This window comes from Sphingobium soli, from assembly GCF_020782245.1.
Classification (GTDB): Bacteria; Pseudomonadota; Alphaproteobacteria; order Sphingomonadales; family Sphingomonadaceae; genus Sphingobium; species Sphingobium soli.
Genome location: NZ_JAJGNP010000001.1, coordinates 155671 through 171840 on the forward strand (window position 1 = coordinate 155671; position 16170 = coordinate 171840).

At 62.3% G+C, this 16170-nt stretch carries 17 protein-coding genes; 6 read left to right on the top strand and 11 right to left on the bottom strand.

The genetic code is table 11. The features are described from left to right. Positions 1 to 36: 36 nt before the first annotated feature. From rseP to pyrH, 6 genes are read right to left on the bottom strand one after another with little or no spacing between them, the layout of a single operon-like run. Entirely contained in the window at positions 37 to 1170 is a 1134-nt protein-coding gene (gene rseP / locus LL253_RS00680) for an RIP metalloprotease RseP (protein ID WP_228225838.1), read from the bottom strand. Then, complete coding sequence (locus tag LL253_RS00685; protein WP_228225839.1) at positions 1167 to 2324, bottom strand: 1-deoxy-D-xylulose-5-phosphate reductoisomerase; 1158 nt, start codon at positions 2322 to 2324, stop codon at positions 1167 to 1169. Before LL253_RS00685 ends, rseP begins: the two co-directional genes overlap by 4 nt. A 5-nt stretch (positions 2325 to 2329) precedes the next feature. Next, positions 2330 to 3109 (bottom strand): phosphatidate cytidylyltransferase, encoded by a 780-nt coding sequence (locus LL253_RS00690; protein WP_037543362.1) that lies wholly within the window; start codon positions 3107 to 3109, stop codon positions 2330 to 2332. A gap of 3 nt (positions 3110 to 3112) precedes the next feature. Then, on the bottom strand, positions 3113 to 3892 hold the full coding sequence (locus LL253_RS00695; protein ID WP_228225840.1) for an isoprenyl transferase: 780 nt from the start codon (positions 3890 to 3892) through the stop codon (positions 3113 to 3115). Between the two features lie 44 nt (positions 3893 to 3936). Next, positions 3937 to 4494 carry a ribosome recycling factor gene (gene frr, locus LL253_RS00700; protein ID WP_009822316.1) on the bottom strand — a complete coding sequence of 186 codons (558 nt, stop codon included), beginning with the start codon at positions 4492 to 4494 and terminating at the stop codon, positions 3937 to 3939. A gap of 6 nt (positions 4495 to 4500) precedes the next feature. Further along, entirely contained in the window at positions 4501 to 5226 is a 726-nt protein-coding gene (gene pyrH / locus LL253_RS00705) for a UMP kinase (RefSeq protein ID WP_037542958.1), read from the bottom strand. 164 nt (positions 5227 to 5390) lie between these two features. On the opposite strand from pyrH, the gene LL253_RS00710 reads away from it, so the two are divergent. Together LL253_RS00710 and LL253_RS00715 are read left to right on the top strand one after the other, a co-directional pair. After that, on the top strand, positions 5391 to 5603 hold the full coding sequence (locus tag LL253_RS00710; RefSeq protein ID WP_228225841.1) for a hypothetical protein: 213 nt from the start codon (positions 5391 to 5393) through the stop codon (positions 5601 to 5603). A 16-nt stretch (positions 5604 to 5619) separates the two neighbouring features. Beyond that, on the top strand, positions 5620 to 7155 hold the full coding sequence (locus LL253_RS00715; RefSeq protein ID WP_228225842.1) for a class I SAM-dependent methyltransferase: 1536 nt from the start codon (positions 5620 to 5622) through the stop codon (positions 7153 to 7155). A gap of 54 nt (positions 7156 to 7209) precedes the next feature. On the opposite strand, the gene tsf is transcribed toward LL253_RS00715, so the two are convergent. Beyond that, positions 7210 to 8136, bottom strand: coding sequence for a translation elongation factor Ts (gene tsf, locus LL253_RS00720; protein WP_228220802.1), 927 nt, complete (start codon positions 8134 to 8136; stop codon positions 7210 to 7212). Positions 8137 to 8247: 111 nt separating this feature from the next. Continuing rightward, entirely contained in the window at positions 8248 to 9006 is a 759-nt protein-coding gene (gene rpsB, locus LL253_RS00725; protein ID WP_009822321.1) for a 30S ribosomal protein S2, read from the bottom strand. Positions 9007 to 9261: 255 nt separating this feature from the next. Here rpsB and LL253_RS00730 point away from each other — a divergent pair, with 255 nt between their 5' ends. Beyond that, a complete protein-coding gene (locus LL253_RS00730; protein ID WP_228226081.1) occupies positions 9262 to 9495 on the top strand; it encodes a hypothetical protein in 234 nt (77 codons plus the stop codon). Between the two features lie 3 nt (positions 9496 to 9498). Here the strand turns inward: LL253_RS00730 and LL253_RS00735 are convergent, their stop codons facing one another. Both LL253_RS00735 and LL253_RS00740 read right to left on the bottom strand, forming a co-directional pair. Then, positions 9499 to 10224, bottom strand: a complete 726-nt coding sequence (locus tag LL253_RS00735) for a CDP-alcohol phosphatidyltransferase family protein (protein ID WP_228226082.1) — start codon at positions 10222 to 10224, stop codon at positions 9499 to 9501. A gap of 70 nt (positions 10225 to 10294) precedes the next feature. Further along, complete coding sequence (locus LL253_RS00740) at positions 10295 to 11029, bottom strand: phosphatidylserine decarboxylase (protein WP_009822324.1); 735 nt, start codon at positions 11027 to 11029, stop codon at positions 10295 to 10297. A 155-nt stretch (positions 11030 to 11184) separates the two neighbouring features. On the opposite strand from LL253_RS00740, the gene LL253_RS00745 reads away from it, so the two are divergent. The 3 genes from LL253_RS00745 (at position 11185) to LL253_RS00755 (ending at position 14987) form a co-directional block, all read left to right on the top strand. Further along, the gene (locus LL253_RS00745; RefSeq protein ID WP_228225843.1) at positions 11185 to 12408 is read left to right on the top strand and encodes an NADP-dependent isocitrate dehydrogenase; all 1224 of its coding nucleotides are present in this window, start codon (positions 11185 to 11187) and stop codon (positions 12406 to 12408) included. 97 nt (positions 12409 to 12505) lie between these two features. Next, a complete protein-coding gene (locus LL253_RS00750) occupies positions 12506 to 14119 on the top strand; it encodes a GNAT family N-acetyltransferase (RefSeq protein WP_228225844.1) in 1614 nt (537 codons plus the stop codon). A gap of 325 nt (positions 14120 to 14444) precedes the next feature. Further along, entirely contained in the window at positions 14445 to 14987 is a 543-nt protein-coding gene (locus tag LL253_RS00755) for an AAA family ATPase (protein ID WP_228225845.1), read from the top strand. A 90-nt stretch (positions 14988 to 15077) separates the two neighbouring features. On the opposite strand, the gene nagZ is transcribed toward LL253_RS00755, so the two are convergent. Then, positions 15078 to 16091, bottom strand: coding sequence for a beta-N-acetylhexosaminidase (gene nagZ / locus LL253_RS00760; protein WP_228225846.1), 1014 nt, complete (start codon positions 16089 to 16091; stop codon positions 15078 to 15080). Between the last annotated feature and the right edge of the window lie 79 nt (positions 16092 to 16170).

Here is a 16170-nt window from a genome sequence, read left to right on the forward strand (position 1 = left end):
GACGACGCCAAGCCGCGCTTCCCTGCCCGAAGCGCGTCAGCCGATCAAGCCGGACAGGCTTTGCCAAAGCCCGAAAGACGACAAATCGTTGAAAGTCACCAGCAGCATCATCGCCATCAGCACCGCAAGGCCGGACCTGTAGGCCCATTCCTGCGCCTGCGGACTGACAGGGCGCCGCTGCACTGCCTCGATCCCGTAAAAGAGCAGATGCCCGCCATCAAGCATGGGAATTGGCAAGAGGTTGATGAACCCCAAGTTAATCGAGATGAGTGCGACGAAGAAGATGAAGCTTTCCAGCCCCAATGTCGCGGCCTGCCCCGACACCTGCGCGATCTTGAGCGGCCCGCCCAATTCCTTGACGGATCGGCCGCCACTGACAATCTGACCCAGAGTTTCGACCATGGTCCGCACGATCTGTCCGGTGCGCTCGACCGCCACGATTGGCGCGCGCAACAGGCTGACGCGCTCGACCACGGGTTCGCCAGCGCCGATGCCCAGCCGTCCGACACGGAATTTCTGGCCGAAGCCGTCATCCTCCATGACCGCGCCGATCTTGGTGCGCACCTCCAGCCTTTGCCCGTTCCGCTCGATCGCGACATCCACCGGTTCACCCGGACGGATCCGCGTGTACATGACCATGTCGGTATAGGTGTCCATCGTCCGCCCGTTGAAGGACAGGATGCGGTCACCCACCTTGATCCCAGCGGCATCAGCCGCGCTGCCCTGCTCGACGATGCCCGCGACCGCCGGCGTGCGGCTTTCGCCATGGACGAAGGCGAAGGTGGCGATGATCAATATGGCGAAAAGGAAATTGATCGCCGGCCCTGCCGCAACGATGGCCGCGCGTTGCCACAATGGCTTGGCGGGGAAGCTTTCAGCGCGATCGCCGGCCGACATTTCCAGCCAGGCCGGGTCGGTCATGCTGGCCGCGTTCATATCCCCCTTGAAACGCACATAGCCGCCCAAGGGCAACGCCGCGACGCGCCAGCGGGTGCCGCGCCTGTCCACCCAGGCGAAGAGTTCGGGACCGAAGCCGATCGAGAAGGCCTCCGCCTTCACTCCGCACCAGCGGCCGACCAGATAATGGCCAAGCTCATGGACGAAGACCAGCGGTCCGATGACCGCCACAAAGGCCAGCACTGTCAGCAGGAAGCCGGGATTCTGGATCAAACCGTCAATCTTTCCATCGTCTGACCCGCAAACAAGCGGGCCTGCGCGTCGGCCGCCAGCACGTCCCCGATCGTGTTGGGCCGCCCCGCGCTATAGCGGTCCAACACATCCTCCACAATCATGGCAATATCAAGGAAGCCGATACGCCCCGCCAGAAAAGCGGCCACCGCCACTTCGTTCGCGGCATTGAGGATCGCGGGGGTCGCCCCCCCCTCAGCCGCGGCAGCGCGCGCCAGACGCAGCGCAGGAAAACGATCCGGATCAGGCGCTTCAAAGTCGAGCCGACCAATGGTTGCGAGGTCCAGCTTCTGACAGGGCGTCGAGATCCGCGCGGGCCAGGCAAGCGCATGGGCGATGGGAATGCGCATATCGGGCGACCCCAGTTGCGCAAGAGTCGAACAATCGCGATATTCGACCATCGAGTGGATGACCGATTGCGGATGGACCAATATCTCGATGCGGTCGAGCCCCACCGGGAACAGATGATCGGCCTCGATGAGTTCCAGTCCCTTGTTCATCATCGTCGCGCTGTCGACGCTGATCTTGGCGCCCATCGACCAGTTGGGATGCGCCACCGCCTGGGCAGGCGTGATGCCGACCATGTCAGCCCGGCTGCGGGTGCGGAACGGGCCACCGCTGGCGGTCAGGATGATTCTTGAAACGTCCTCGATGGAACCGCCAGCAAGGCATTGGAAAATGGCGTTATGCTCACTGTCGACGGGCAACAGGGTCGCGCCGGACTCCCGCGCCGCCGCCATCATTAACCCGCCGGCGGATACCAGCGACTCCTTGTTCGCCAACGCCACCGTACCGCCAGACTTCAGGGCAGACATGGTAGGCTCAAGTCCCGCACAGCCGACGATCGCGGCCATGGTCCAGTCCGCGCCAGCCTGCGCCGCATCGACGAGCGCCGCTTGCCCCGCCGCCGCTTCGATACCAGATCCCGCCAAAGCGTCCTTGAGCGCGCCGTACAGCCCGTCCTGCGCGATGACCGCGATTTGCGCGCCGGTCGCCTTTGCCTGGGCCGCCAACCCATCGATATCGCTATGGGCGGTCAGCGCCACGACCCGGTACGCATCCGGCTCTCGCCGGACGAGGTCGATCGTGGACAGGCCCACAGAGCCAGTTGCGCCAAAGATGGAAACGCTTTTCATACCACTCATGCCGCCTGCGCCAGTACGGCATAGCATAGGGCCGCCAGCGGCGCGGCCGCGACCACCCCGTCCAGCCGGTCCATCACGCCGCCATGGCCGGGAAGCAGCGTGCCACTATCCTTGACCCCGGCCCGGCGCTTCATCGCGCTTTCCAGCAGATCACCCAGTTGCGCCGCGACCGCCAGCAGCCCGCTCGCCGCCGCAAGCTGGATCGGCAGGCCCGCAAATCGGTGGAGGAGGAAGCCCAGCACCAGCGCCGCCAGCACGCCACCAGCTAGACCCGACCATGTCTTGGAAGGGCTGATCCGGGGTGCCAGCTTGGGCCCACCGATCGACCGCCCCGCGAAATAGGCGCCGATATCTGTCGCCCAAACCAGCCCAAGCGCCCAGAAAGCGAGCAGCAAGCCATAGGCATAGGGCTGCTGCCCGCGCAAAAACAGCAGAGCGGTGATCGGCACACAAATGTAGGGAACGCCAAGTGCCAGAACGACATTGCGGCTGGTGAAGGCAATGAAGAAAAATGCCGCCGCTCCGGCGATCAGCACCGGCCAGTCGATGCCCGCCGCCAGGGGACATAACAAAGCGAGGGGGATGGAGACGGCAAACATCGCGGCCTTGCGCTGCTCTACATTCGCGCCGGTCAAATCGCCCCATTCGCCTTGCATCAGCACACCGGCCACGACCAGCAGCACCCAGAAAAGCAGCCCCCCGGCAAGCAAGGCACCTAGCGCCAGCGCAATGAGTGCGACGCCGACGACGGTCCGGATCCGAAGGTCGCTGACCATCATTCACAAACCGCCAAAGCGGCGGTCCCTCATACGAAAGGCGTCCAGCGCCTGCCCCAGCGCCCGGTCGTCGAAATCAGGCCAGAGCAGGTCAGTGAAATAGAGTTCGGCATAGGCCGCCTGCCACAGCATGAAATTGCTGAGCCGCAATTCGCCCGATGTGCGAATGAGCAGGTCGAGCGGCGGCAGTTCGCAGGTGTCCAGTTCGTTGTCGATGTCGGTAATGCCGATATCGCTCGCGGCAAGTTCGCCGCGCGCAACCTTTTGCGCGATGCGCTGCGCCGCGCGCACCATCTCATCCTGCGCGCCATAGTTGAGTGCGATCGCGATGACCGGGCCGCTATTGCCGGCAGTCCGCGCCATCGCACCTTCGATCAGCGTCACCAGCGACGGGTCGAGCGCGCGATAATCGCCGATTACCTTCAGCCGCACACCGTTTGCGTGAAATTCTTCGATATCGCTCTGGATGAAATGCCGCAGCAGCCCCATCAGATCGGCCACTTCACTCGCCGGCCGTTTCCAGTTTTCCGACGAAAATGCGTAGAGTGTGAGGCATTCCAGCCCCATGTCCTGCGCGGCGCGCGCTACCCGGCGCACCGCCTCCACCCCGGCGCGATGACCGGCAATGCGCGGCAGCAGCCGTTTCTTCGCCCAACGGCCGTTGCCGTCCATGATGATGGCGACGTGGCGGGGTCCGGGAGACGGCGCCGCCACGCCATCGACGGCGCGCGCGCCACCGACTGACGCGATGCTGGACAGGTTGGACTGGGCGTGTGTGGCCATCAGGAAGACAATGCGTGCGTTGGCCGCGAAAGGAAAGCCCCGGCTTACTGGCCGAGAATTTCCTTTTCCTTCGCGCTTGTCACGGAATCGATATCCGCGATGGTGGAGTCGGTCAGTTTCTGGACCTCAGTCTCCAGCCGCTTGCGCTCATCCTCGCTGATTTCGCCCTTTTTTTCATCGGCTTTCAGGTTGTCCATGCCGTCGCGACGGACATTGCGCACAGCAACGCGCGCGCCTTCGGCATATTTGCTGGCGAGCTTGGCCAGTTCCTTGCGGCGTTCCTCGGTCAGGTCCGGGATCGGCAGACGCAGCGTCTGCCCATCGACAATCGGATTGAGACCCAGGCCCGCCGAGCGGATCGCCTTGTCACACGGGCCGACATTGCTCTTGTCCCACACCTGCACCGACAACATGCGCGGCTCAGGCGCCGACACGGTCGCGACCTGGTTGAGTGGCATATGCGCGCCATAGACTTCGACCGTCACTGGATCGAGCAGTTGCACATTGGCCCGGCCGGTGCGCAGGCCGGTCAGGTCGCCCTTGAGCGATTCAACCGCACCGGCCATGCGGCGTTCCAGATCGGCTTTGTCATATTGCGGCATGAGTTTTCAACGCTCCTGATTTTGCACGATCGTCGCTACGCCTTCGCCCGCAAGAACCTTGGCCAGATTGCCGGTCTCACGAATGTTGAAGACGACGATGGGGATATTATTCTCGCGGCACAGGGCGATGGCGCTGGCGTCCATCACCTTGAGATTGTCATTGAGCACCTGGTCGAAACCGATGCTGTCATAGCGGGTGGCATCGGCGACCTTCTTGGGATCAGCATTATAGATACCATCGACGCTGGTGCCCTTGAACAGGGCATCACAGCTCATTTCCGCCGCCCGCAGCGCCGCAGTCGTATCGGTGGTGAAGAAGGGACTGCCGGTGCCCGCGGCGAAGATCACGATCCGGCCCTTTTCCATGTGCCGCTCTGCCTTGCGCCGGATATAGGGCTCGCACACGCTGGCCATGGGAATGGCGGACTGGACGCGTGTGTCATAGCCCAGTTTTTCCAGGGCATTCTGAACGGCAAGCGCGTTCATGACCGTGGCGAGCATACCCATATAGTCGGCGCTTGCCCGGTCAAAGCCGGCGGCCGCGCCGGCAACACCACGAAAGATGTTGCCTCCCCCGACCACCACGCATAATTCAAATCCCGCATCCTTGGCTGCTGCGATCTCGCCTGCGACGCGCGCGACGGTATCGGGCTCAATGCCGAACTGCCCCTGCCCCATCAGCACTTCGCCCGACAATTTCAACAATATACGCTTGAAAGCAGGCAGGGTCATGGGCGGTAGATCATCCTTGGCGAATGGGCGGGAAGCGGCGCGGACCTTAGTCGGGAGCGGCCACAAAGCCAAGCGGCGTTTATATGCCCAGGAGCCACGGCACGGAAAAGTGCGCACATCTGGTCGACACTGCCCGAACCAACCCCTCTTGTAGCGCCATTTTGATGGCACTTACCGCCCGCCGCGCTGTTGCGGTGCGCCGGGTCAATCTGATGCTGATCGATGTCATCGTCTTTCCAGCTGCCAACAGCCGAGGCGGCCTGCACCAATTCATGCCAAATCGGGCGCTCGTCGCCCCGAATGTAGCGAAATATTGCTGGATCATCTTCCACATTGCGCGCCGCGCGCAAGCTCTGTCTAACCTGCTGCGATATTGAGCAGGGATGAATGATCATGTCAGCGGTCGATTTTCACGGCTATGACGCCTCTGCTGGCTATACATATGGCTTTTGCCCGGAAATGGCGCCGGACTGGCTCGATCTGTCGGCAATGCTGGCCGGAGCAGCGCCGGCTCGACGAGATGGCCAAGCGCCCTTCCGCTATCTGGAATTGGGATGCGGCCAGGGCATGGGATTATGCCTGCTGGCTGCTGCCAACCCCCAAGGCCAGTTTGTCGGCGTCGACTTCCTGCCCGACCATGTCGCCCATGCGCGCGCCGTCGCGCGGGCGGCGGGGCTGACGAACATCCAATTCAGCGATGGTGACTTCGTCGCACTGGCGCAGCAGTGGCCGGTCGATTTTGGCCGGTTTGACTATGTCTCCCTGCACGGCGTGTATAGCTGGATCACGCCGCCAGTCCGCACGGCACTTGTCCGCTGCCTGGGCCAAGCGACAGCATCCGGCGGCCTGGTCTATATCGGCTATAATGCGCAGCCCGGCTGGCTGGGGTCCATGCCGTTCCGTCACATCAGCCGCCTGTTGAAGGAGGAAAGCAACCAGCCGAGCGAGGCTGTCATGCAGGCATCGATTGGTCTGTTTGACCGGTTGGCCGCAGGTGGGGCAAACAGCTTTCGCATTCTACCCGGCCTGAAAAGCCGGCTTGCCGCCGTAAAGCGCCAAGCGAGCAACTATTTGATCCACGAATATCTGCACGCAGGATGGCATCCGCTCTGGCATTCGGAGGTTGCAAAGGAAGTGGCGGGCGAGGGCCTGACGTTCGTCGGCACCGCCTCGCTCGCCGAAACATTGCTCCCCGGCGCGCTGCCGCCGCTCCTGCGCGCCACGGTCGAAGAACAGGTCAGCAGCGTTCTGCGTATCGATGTTCAGGATCTGGTGATCAACCAGTCCTTTCGCCGCGACGTTTTTCGTCCCTCTTCTTTATGGCCAACCCCTGCGGGCGATGTGGTGCTCGAAGGGAAAAAAATATATCTGCTAAAACCAGTGGAAGGGGATAGCCTGACCATCGCTACCAGCTTCAGCGAGATTATCCTGCAGGCCCCCGCCTATGCAGAGATTGTGTCCGCCCTCGACGCCGGCGGGCGGTCGATCGGGGAGTTGCTGGCGCTGCCCGCGATGCGCAAGCAAGGCAGGTCAAACGCGCTGCAGATCATGGCCCTGCTCCTGCATGCGCGGATCGTGGGCGTGGGGCGAAGCGCACCTGCGCCGATCCGTGCGGTGCAGGGCCTCAACCGCTTCATCGCCGAAGAAGCATCGCGGGGACGCCGCTATGATCATCTTGCAGCCGCTTCGCTGGGATCGGCGGTGGTCGCGACGGCCGACGATCTGAGGCTGCTCGACGCATGGCTGGCCGCGAAGGGGCGCATCGACGCTAAGTCCCTGGCTGCAACATGCGCAGACAAGCCTATGGGGGATCAGGGCGCGCCGGCTGACGGTCAAACCGCCATCACACCGGACAGAGCGGCCGCCTTCCTTAACCAGACGCTGCCGCGATGGCGCAAGCTGGGCGCGGTCGCCCAGGGCCAGGCATGAAAAAAGGGGCACTCATGCGAGCGCCCCTTTCCATTTTTCGGTCAGGTCGGACGATCAGACGCCAGCAGCGGCAGCCACTTCGGCGGCGAAGTCGCTGACTTCCTTTTCGATGCCTTCGCCCAGCTGGAAGCGAACATAGCTCTTGAGCGTGATCGACTTGCCCGCATCCTTCGCCGCCTTGGCGACGACGTCGGCGACCGGGGTCTTGTTGTCCATCACGAACAGCTGGCTGAGCAGCGCCTGTTCCTTAGCGAACTTGGCGACCGCGCCATCGACCATCTTGGCGACGATCTCGGCGGGCTTGCCGCTTTCGGCGGCTTTTTCAGCGGCGATGGCGCGTTCACGCTCCAGCAGGGCCGGGTCGATGTCGTCGGCCGACAACGCCAGCGGGAAGGCCGCGGCGATGTGCATGGCAAGCTGCTTGCCGAGCGGCTCCATGACGTCGGCGGGCGCATCGCCTTCCAGCGCGACCAGCACGCCGATCTTGCCCAGGCCGGGCGCCGCGGCGTTGTGGACGTAAGGGACGACGACGCCCTGGCTCACTTCGACATGGCCGACGCGACGGACATTCTGGTTTTCGCCGATGGTGGCGATGTTCGACACCAGCTTTTCATTGACTGTGCCGCCACCGGGGTAAGCGGCGCTCGACAGCGCGTCGGCGTCGGCAGCGCCGGTTTCGAGCGCTACCGTCGCAACGGTGCGAACGAAATCCTGGAACTGGTCATTCTTGGCGACAAAGTCGGTTTCGCTGTTCACTTCAACGGCAACGCCCTTGGTGCCGGCGACGGCGACGCCGACCAGACCTTCCGCAGCGGTGCGGCTGGACTTCTTCTGCGCGGCGGCCAGGCCCTTGGCGCGCAGCCAGTCGGTCGCGGCTTCCAAATCGCCATTGGCTTCGGTGAGCGCCTTCTTGCAATCCATCATGCCCGCGCCCGAACGGTCGCGCAGTTCCTTGACGGCGGCAGCGGTAATCTCGGCCATGTTTCGGCTCCTAAGTTTCGATGTTTCAAACAAGCGGTATTCAGATGCACACTAGGGCGCGTTCCGGTGGAGCGCGCCCTAGCCTGTCATGTTTGCAGTTGCGCGACGCTCTTAGGCTTCGGCGGCAACCTGCTCGACTTCGGGCTCGTCCAGAGCGCCGATATCGACGCCGGACGCCTGCTGCGCGCCACGGTTGCCCTTGGTGGCGGCGGCGGCGACGGCTTCGCAATAGAGGCGGATCGCGCGGCTGGCGTCATCGTTCGCCGGAACCGGGAAGGCGATGCCGTCAGGCGAAACGTTCGAATCGAGGATCGCGACGACCGGGATGCCCAGCGTATTGGCTTCCTTGATCGCCAGCTCTTCCTTGTTGGCGTCGATCACGAACATGACATCGGGGATGCCGTTCATGTCGCGGATGCCGCCCAGCGACAGTTCCAGCTTCTCACGCTCGCGCGTCATCTGGAGCACTTCCTTCTTGGTGAAACCGTGGGTGTCGCCCGACAGCTTTTCCTCGAGGGTCTTCAGGCGCTTGATCGAACCCGAAATCGTCTTCCAGTTGGTAAGCATGCCGCCCAGCCAACGATGGTTGACGAAATGCTGGCCCGACTTGCGCGCAGCGTCCGCGATGGGATCCTGCGCCTGGCGCTTGGTGCCGACGAACAACACCTTGCCGCCGGCAGCAACGGTCGCCGACACGAAATCGAGCGCACGGCCAAAGAGCGGCACGGTCTGCGACAGGTCAAGAATGTGGATGCCGTTGCGCTCGCCGAAGATGTACGGCTTCATGCGCGGGTTCCAGCGGTGGGTCTGGTGGCCGAAATGGGCGCCAGCCTCGATCAATTGGTGCATGCTGACGACAGGGGTCGCCATAATCTTTCTCCTTCCGGTTGCTACCTCTGGGAATCGGGAACCGTCGCACGGCCTGAAAGGCCGGTCTGGCACCGGATATGGTGATTCCCATGTGGAATGGGCGCGCCTTTATACGTCAGGCATCCGAAAGGCAAGGGTTGACACGCGCCCTGCATAGGAACATAAAGGGAACAGACGGAACAAATACGGTTAATAACTGTTCAGTCCGTCATAGTGAGACCTGCCGTGCAAATGGCAAGACGGAAAGTGACGATCATGTTCACGTTTGTTGCCGCGACCTTATTTTCTGCCGCGTTCCTAATGGCGGTTGGAACCATCATATGGATGGTTGCCGCCTATCATGACAAGATGGTGGCAGCCCTTCTCTTCCAGCCTATCCCGCAAACTCCGCAGGTTTACCATATTCGCATCAATCGTCCCCGTGTGACGAATCGCCTGCGCGCGCCTGATACGCGTTCGTTAGCTGCCCACCCTCTTTCAGCCGCTTGATAGTCAAATCGACGCAGCGGCGTCCCGCTGTTTCCTGACGCGCGCATAGGATAGGACGCCAAAGGGAATGAGTGCGACATATGCTGCACACAATATAAGCAGGGTCAGCCAAGGGTCCGTGACCAGCAGCGCAGCCAGCAGACCGGCTACCGCGATCGCTTCGAGCCGGATCCGTTTGCGCAGGCGCAGGGCTGACCAGCTATAGGTCGCAATGTTCGATATCATCAGGAAGGCGGTGAATGCCGTCCAAGGCGCCACCACATACCACTCGCGAAAGATGTCGGCACCAGTCACCAGCCATAGATAGAGCGGCACGAACGCCAACCCTGCACCGGCCGGTGCGGGCACGCCGGTCAGAAAGCCCGCCGATTTGTGCGGCTGCTCATCCGCATCGATATTCGCGTTGAAGCGGGCAAGTCGCAGCGCGCACGATAGCGCATGGGTCAAAGCGAAAATCCATCCGAATTTCGGCATGGCGTGCAGCGACCAGAGATAGAGGATCAACGCTGGCGCAACACCGAAGGCGATCGAGTCTGAAAGGGAGTCGAGTTCCGCGCCGAAACGGCTTTCGCCCCGCAGCAGCCGAGCGATGCGCCCGTCCAGACCGTCCAGTACGCCTGCAAACAGGATCGACAGAACGGCCCGTTCCCATTCGCCGGAGATGCCGTAACGCACCCCCGTCAGCCCGAAGCAAAGCGCCATGGCCGTGACGGCATTGGGCGCCACCATGCGCAGCGTGATGCCGCGACGCAATCCGCGCGGGATGGCGCGACGCTGGCGGCTCATGACAGACCCGCCGTCACTGCTGGATACCTGGCACGACGCGTGCGTCGCCAATCTGGCCAAGGATGGTTTCGCCAGCAACGGTGCGCTGGCCCAGGATCACGCGCGGCGCAGTGCCGGCGGGCAGATAGACATCGACCCGGCTGCCGAACCGAATGAGGCCGATGCGCTGGCCCGCGGCCACCATGTCTCCCGGCTTGACGAAGGGCACGATGCGACGCGCGACCAGGCCCGCAATCTGCGTGAAGCCGATGCGCAGCCCGTCATGCCGCTCCACCAATATATGTTGCCGTTCATTATCCTCGCTCGCCTTGTCGAGATCGGCGTTGAGGAACTTGCCCGAAATATAGACGACCGACTTGATCGTTCCGCCGATCGGCGTGCGATTGATGTGCACGTCAAACACGCTCATGAAGATCGAAACGCGGATCAGCGGTTGGTCGCCAAGGCCGTCTACCCCCGCCATTTCGCGCGGCGGCGGCACGCGCTGGATCAGGGTGACGAGGCCATCGGCCGGTGCAATGATCGCCCCTTCATCCTGCGGCACAGCGCGGACGGGATCGCGGAAAAAGGCGAAAACCCAGATCGTCACCATCAGCACCAGCCAGCCGACAATGTCCCACCCGACCAGAAACAGCACTGCGGTGATCGCCGCAGCGATCAGGCCGAACTTCATGCCTTCGGGGTGGACCGATGGCCAGCGCCATTTGACATTGCCGCCAGCGGCGATCGTGATTTCGTTATTTTCCATGGACTCGTCTTAGGCAGAGACTGATGCGCTGACAACGACCGATGCCGCCTATGGCTCCCCGCATCCCCCTGCGCGGCTTCCGCAGTTGAACATTGCCGCCGCTTTGCCTAGGGCGATGGCAAATTCCACCCGAGAGAAGAAAGCGAAGACGCGCTATGGCGAAGATCAAGGTGAAAAACCCCGTCGTTGAGATTGACGGCGACGAAATGACCCGGATCATCTGGGAATGGATCCGCGAGCGTTTGATCCTTCCCTATCTTAACATCGACCTCAAATATTATGACCTCTCGGTCGAGAAGCGTGACGAAACCAACGACCAGATCACGATCGATTCCGCCAACGCGATCAAGGAATATGGTGTCGGCGTCAAATGCGCCACCATCACGCCGGACGAAGCGCGCGTTGAGGAGTTCAACCTAAAGCAAATGTGGAAGTCGCCCAACGGCACGATCCGCAACATCCTGGGCGGTGTCGTCTTCCGCGAGCCGATCGTCATTTCCAACGTCCCGCGCCTGATCCCCGGCTGGACCAAGCCGATCGTCGTTGGCCGCCACGCCTTTGGCGACCAATATCGCGCGACCGATTTCAAGGTGCCTGGCGCCGGCAAGCTGCGCCTGGTCTTCGAGGGCGAAAATGGCGAGACGATCGACCGCGAAGTGTTCGACTTCCCCGGTTCGGGCGTCGCCATGGCCATGTACAATCTGGACGATTCGATCCGCGACTTCGCGCGCGCCTCGTTCAACTATGGCCTGAACCTCAAATGGCCGGTCTACCTGTCGACCAAGAACACGATCCTCAAGGCCTATGACGGCCGCTTCAAGGATCTGTTCCAGGAAGTGTTCGAGACCGAAGGCTTCGACCAGAAGTTCAAGGACGCCGGCATCGTCTATGAGCACCGCCTGATCGACGACATGGTCGCCTCCGCGCTCAAGTGGAGCGGCGAGTTCGTGTGGGCGTGCAAGAATTACGACGGCGACGTCCAGTCGGACCAGGTGGCGCAGGGCTTTGGCAGCCTTGGCCTCATGACCTCCGTCCTGCTCTCCCCCGATGGCAAGACGGTCGAAGCCGAAGCCGCGCACGGCACCGTCACGCGCCACTATCGCCAGCATCAGCAGGGCAAGGCGACGTCGACCAACCCGATTGCGTCGATCTTTGCCTGGACCGGCGGCCTCAAGTTCCGTGGCAAGTTCGACGACACGCCCGACGTCGTAAAGTTCGCCGAAACGCTGGAAAAGGTCTGCATCCAGACCGTCGAAAGCGGCAAGATGACCAAGGATCTGGCGCTGCTCATCGGCCCGGAACAGGCGTGGATGACCACCGAGCAGTTCTTCGAGGCGATCCGCGTCAATCTGGAAACCGAAATGGGCAAGTGGAACTGATCGTACCGCGTTCGGTTCAATACGCTAACGGAATGAGGCGGCGCCGGGCATCCGACGCCGCCTTTTTCTTTGTACATATGCGACAAGGAGGCAGTGCGTGACGACGACGGGCAAGAAGCGTTTGGAGGTCCGTGCGGCCGTTCCTTCGGATGTGCGGGGCATCCAGCGGTTGATCGCCCGCGCCTATCCCGGCATGCCCAATTATTCGCTGGCCACCATCCGCGGCCAGATCAACAATTTCCCCAATGGCTGCTTCGTCGCTCTCTATGACAGCAAGGTCGTCGGCTATTGCGCGACGATGCGCGTCAGCAAGGCGATGGCCTTTGCCCGGCATGATTGGGAGGAAATCACCGCAAACGGCTTTGGCACGCGCCATAGCGCGGCCGGCGAATGGCTTTACGGCTATGAAATGGCGGTCGATCCCAAGCTGCGGGGCCTGCGCATCGGCCAGCGGCTCTATGACGAACGCAAGGAACTGGCGGAGGAACTGGACCTGCACGGCATCGTCATTGCCGGTCGCATGCCTGGCTATGCCAGAGCGAAGCGGCGCGCCGGCAGCCCACAGGACTATCTGGACAAGGTCGTCACCGGCAAGCTGCGCGACCAGGTCATCAGCTTTCAATTGAAGAACCAGTTCGAGCCGCTGGGCGTGCTGGAAAACTACCTGCCCGAGGACAAGCAGTCGGACGGCCATGCCGCGCATCTGGTGTGGCGCAACCCTTATGTCGACCCCGACGAAGCGCCCGAAATGCGCGTGCCGCGCGGGGTGGAGAGCGTCCGGCTCGCCACCTGCCAGTTGCAGGCGCGCGCTGTCGAGGATTTCGACGAGTTCATTCGCAATATCGAATATTTCGTGGATGTGGCGGCGGATTACCGGTCAGACTTCATCATCTTCCCCGAACTCTTCACCCTGCCCCTGCTGTCCTTCGAAACCAAGAAGCTCTCGCCCATGGAGGCGATCGACAAGCTCACCAATTACACCCCGCGCCTGACGCGGGAATTGGGGCGCATGGCGCTGGAATATAATATTAACATCATCGGCGGATCGCATCCGACGCGCGCCGAGGATGGCGATATTCAGAACATCGCCTATGTCGCGCTTCGCGACGGGTCGATCCACACGCAGGAAAAAATCCACCCCACCCCCAATGAAGCCTTCTGGTGGAACATCAAGGGCGGGGATTCACTGGACGTGATCCAGACCGACTGCGGGCCGATCGGCGTCCTCATTTGCTACGACAGCGAATTTCCCGAACTGGCGCGGCGGCTGGTGGACCAGGGCGCGCGCATCATCTTCGTCCCCTTCTGCACCGATTCGCGCCTGGGATACATGCGCGTGCGCTATTGCGCGCAGGCCCGCGCGATCGAGAACCAATGCTATGTCGTCATGTCCGGCAATGTCGGCAATCTGCCCAATGTCGACAATATGGACATCCAATATGCCCAGAGCGCGATCCTGACGCCCTGCGACCTGCCCTTCGCGCGGGACGGCATCGCGGCGGAATCGACCGAGAATGTCGAAACGCTGACCATGGCCGACGTGAACCTGGCCGACCTCAGCTGGGCGCGGGCCGAAGGCACGGTGCGCAACCTGCGCGACCGTCGGTTTGACCTCTATCATATCGACTGGGACAGCAATCCCGACAATGGCCACGCGCCCAGCGGCGGACCGGTGCCGGCCGGCGGTCATAACGCACCGGGCGGTGGTTGAGGCGGAGCATTCGGGGTCGAGCACGGTCCGTCCCCCCCGGCGAAAGCTGGGGTCATGGGCGACGAAGCGATATACGCTTTAAATCCCAGCCTGCGCGGGCTGAGAAGTCGTGGACAGGCAGTGACGACCAGAAATAGCCCTTCGCCCAAGCTACGCCGAGGGGGAATGTGCATACGGAGACGCGGAGGCCGTGCGGGATTTTTCGGCATGTCTGCGTATTCGCGCGATTAAAGATAGGCGCTCCGATGCGGAACAGGACCATCCGCTAGTCACCCAAGCCGGTTATTCCCGAACCACGATCCAATGCGAGACGCCGAGATAGACGATGGCTGACCAATTTCACGTTATCACCGGCGGTCCTGGATCAGGCAAGACGAGCCTAATTGATGCTTTGGCCGCAAGGGGCTTGGGCCGTATGCCGGAAGCCGGTCGAGCAATCATTCAGGATCAGGTCGATATTGGTGGTACTGCCTTGCCGTGGGCCGATCGTGAAGCTTTTGCGATATTAATGCTCGCATGGGAGATGCGGTCTTATCGAGAAGCTTTAAATGTTCCCGGTCCCGTAATCTTTGATCGCGGCATCCCCGACGTTATTGGCTACTTACGGCTATGCAGGTTGCCGGTGCCGGCTACCGCGCTTCGGGCGGCAGAGCAGCGGAGATATTCAAACAGAGTCTTCATTGCCCCGCCTTGGCCAGAGATTTTCAAACGTGACGCTGAACGAAAGCAGACGTTCGCGGAAGCCGAATCCACCTTTCATGCGATGGTCGATGCATACTCCGGCTTGGGCTATAGGCTTGTCATGCTGCCGCTCGCATCAGTAGCGGAACGGGCAAACTTCATTTGCGAACAGATTGCCCAGTCATAGCATATCCATGATTTTTGGGACGGCAGCTATTGCTCTCCCAAACCCATTTTATGCCCAGCGACTTCCTACCCCTCCCCGTCATTCACCCAATCAAGCCGTCACCAGCTCTAACAACTGATCGCGCGTCGCCAGCAATTGCTCCAGCGGTGGCTGTTCGCTCCCCCGGCTCACACTCGCCATGGCGCGGTCGAGCCGTGCGCGTGACACATCGCTAATGTCGGGAAGCGCATCAGCGATGCCCACCATATCCTCCATCCGCCCCCAGCAATTGAGCGCCAGATCACATCCGGCCGCGACCACGGCGGTGGCGAGGTCTGGAATCGAGCCTTTCAGCGCCTTCATGTCGAGATCGTCGGACATCAGCAGGCCGTCAAAGCCGATGCGTTCCCGGATGATCCCGCTAATCACGGTGGGCGACAGGCTGGCGGGCCGGTCGGCATCCCAGGCGGTATAGACGACATGCGCCGTCATCCCCATCGGCGCGCTGCGGAGCGTGTGGAAGGGTGCCAGGTCGCTTTCCAATTGCTCCGCATCGGCGGTGACGACCGGGAGTTCCAGATGGCTGTCCACCAGCGCGCGACCATGACCGGGCATATGCTTGACGATGCCGACCACGCCGCCAGCCGCCAGCCCCTCCAGCACGGCACGCCCCAGCGCGGCGACGCGCATCGGCTCAGCCCCCAGCGTGCGGTCGCCCATGATGTCGCTCGCCCCGTCCTGCCGCACGTCGAGCAGCGGCAGAGCGTCGACCGTGATCCCGACTTCCGCCAGAGTCAGCGCGATGGCATGGGCATTGGCATGGGCCGCGGCGATCGCGCTGGACGGGGCGGCATCATAGAGCCGGTCGAAGATCGCTCCGGGCGGAAAGCTGGGCCAGACCGGGGCCTGCATCCGCGCAACGCGCCCGCCTTCCTGATCGATCATGATGAGCAGGTCCTCACGGCCATGGATCGCACGCAGATCATCCGTGAGCGCGCGCACCTGCGCCCGATCGACGATATTGCGTTTGAACAGGATGTATCCCGCCGGCTGAGCCTCGGCAAAGAAGGCGCGTTCGTCAGGGGTGAGGGTTTCGCCGGACAGGCCGAAAATGACGGGTTTCATCCCAGGATATCTAGCGTCGACCATCGCGCCTGTCGAAGCGCAAATGACGGGCCGGCTATAACCGGCGGTGCCGCCGGTC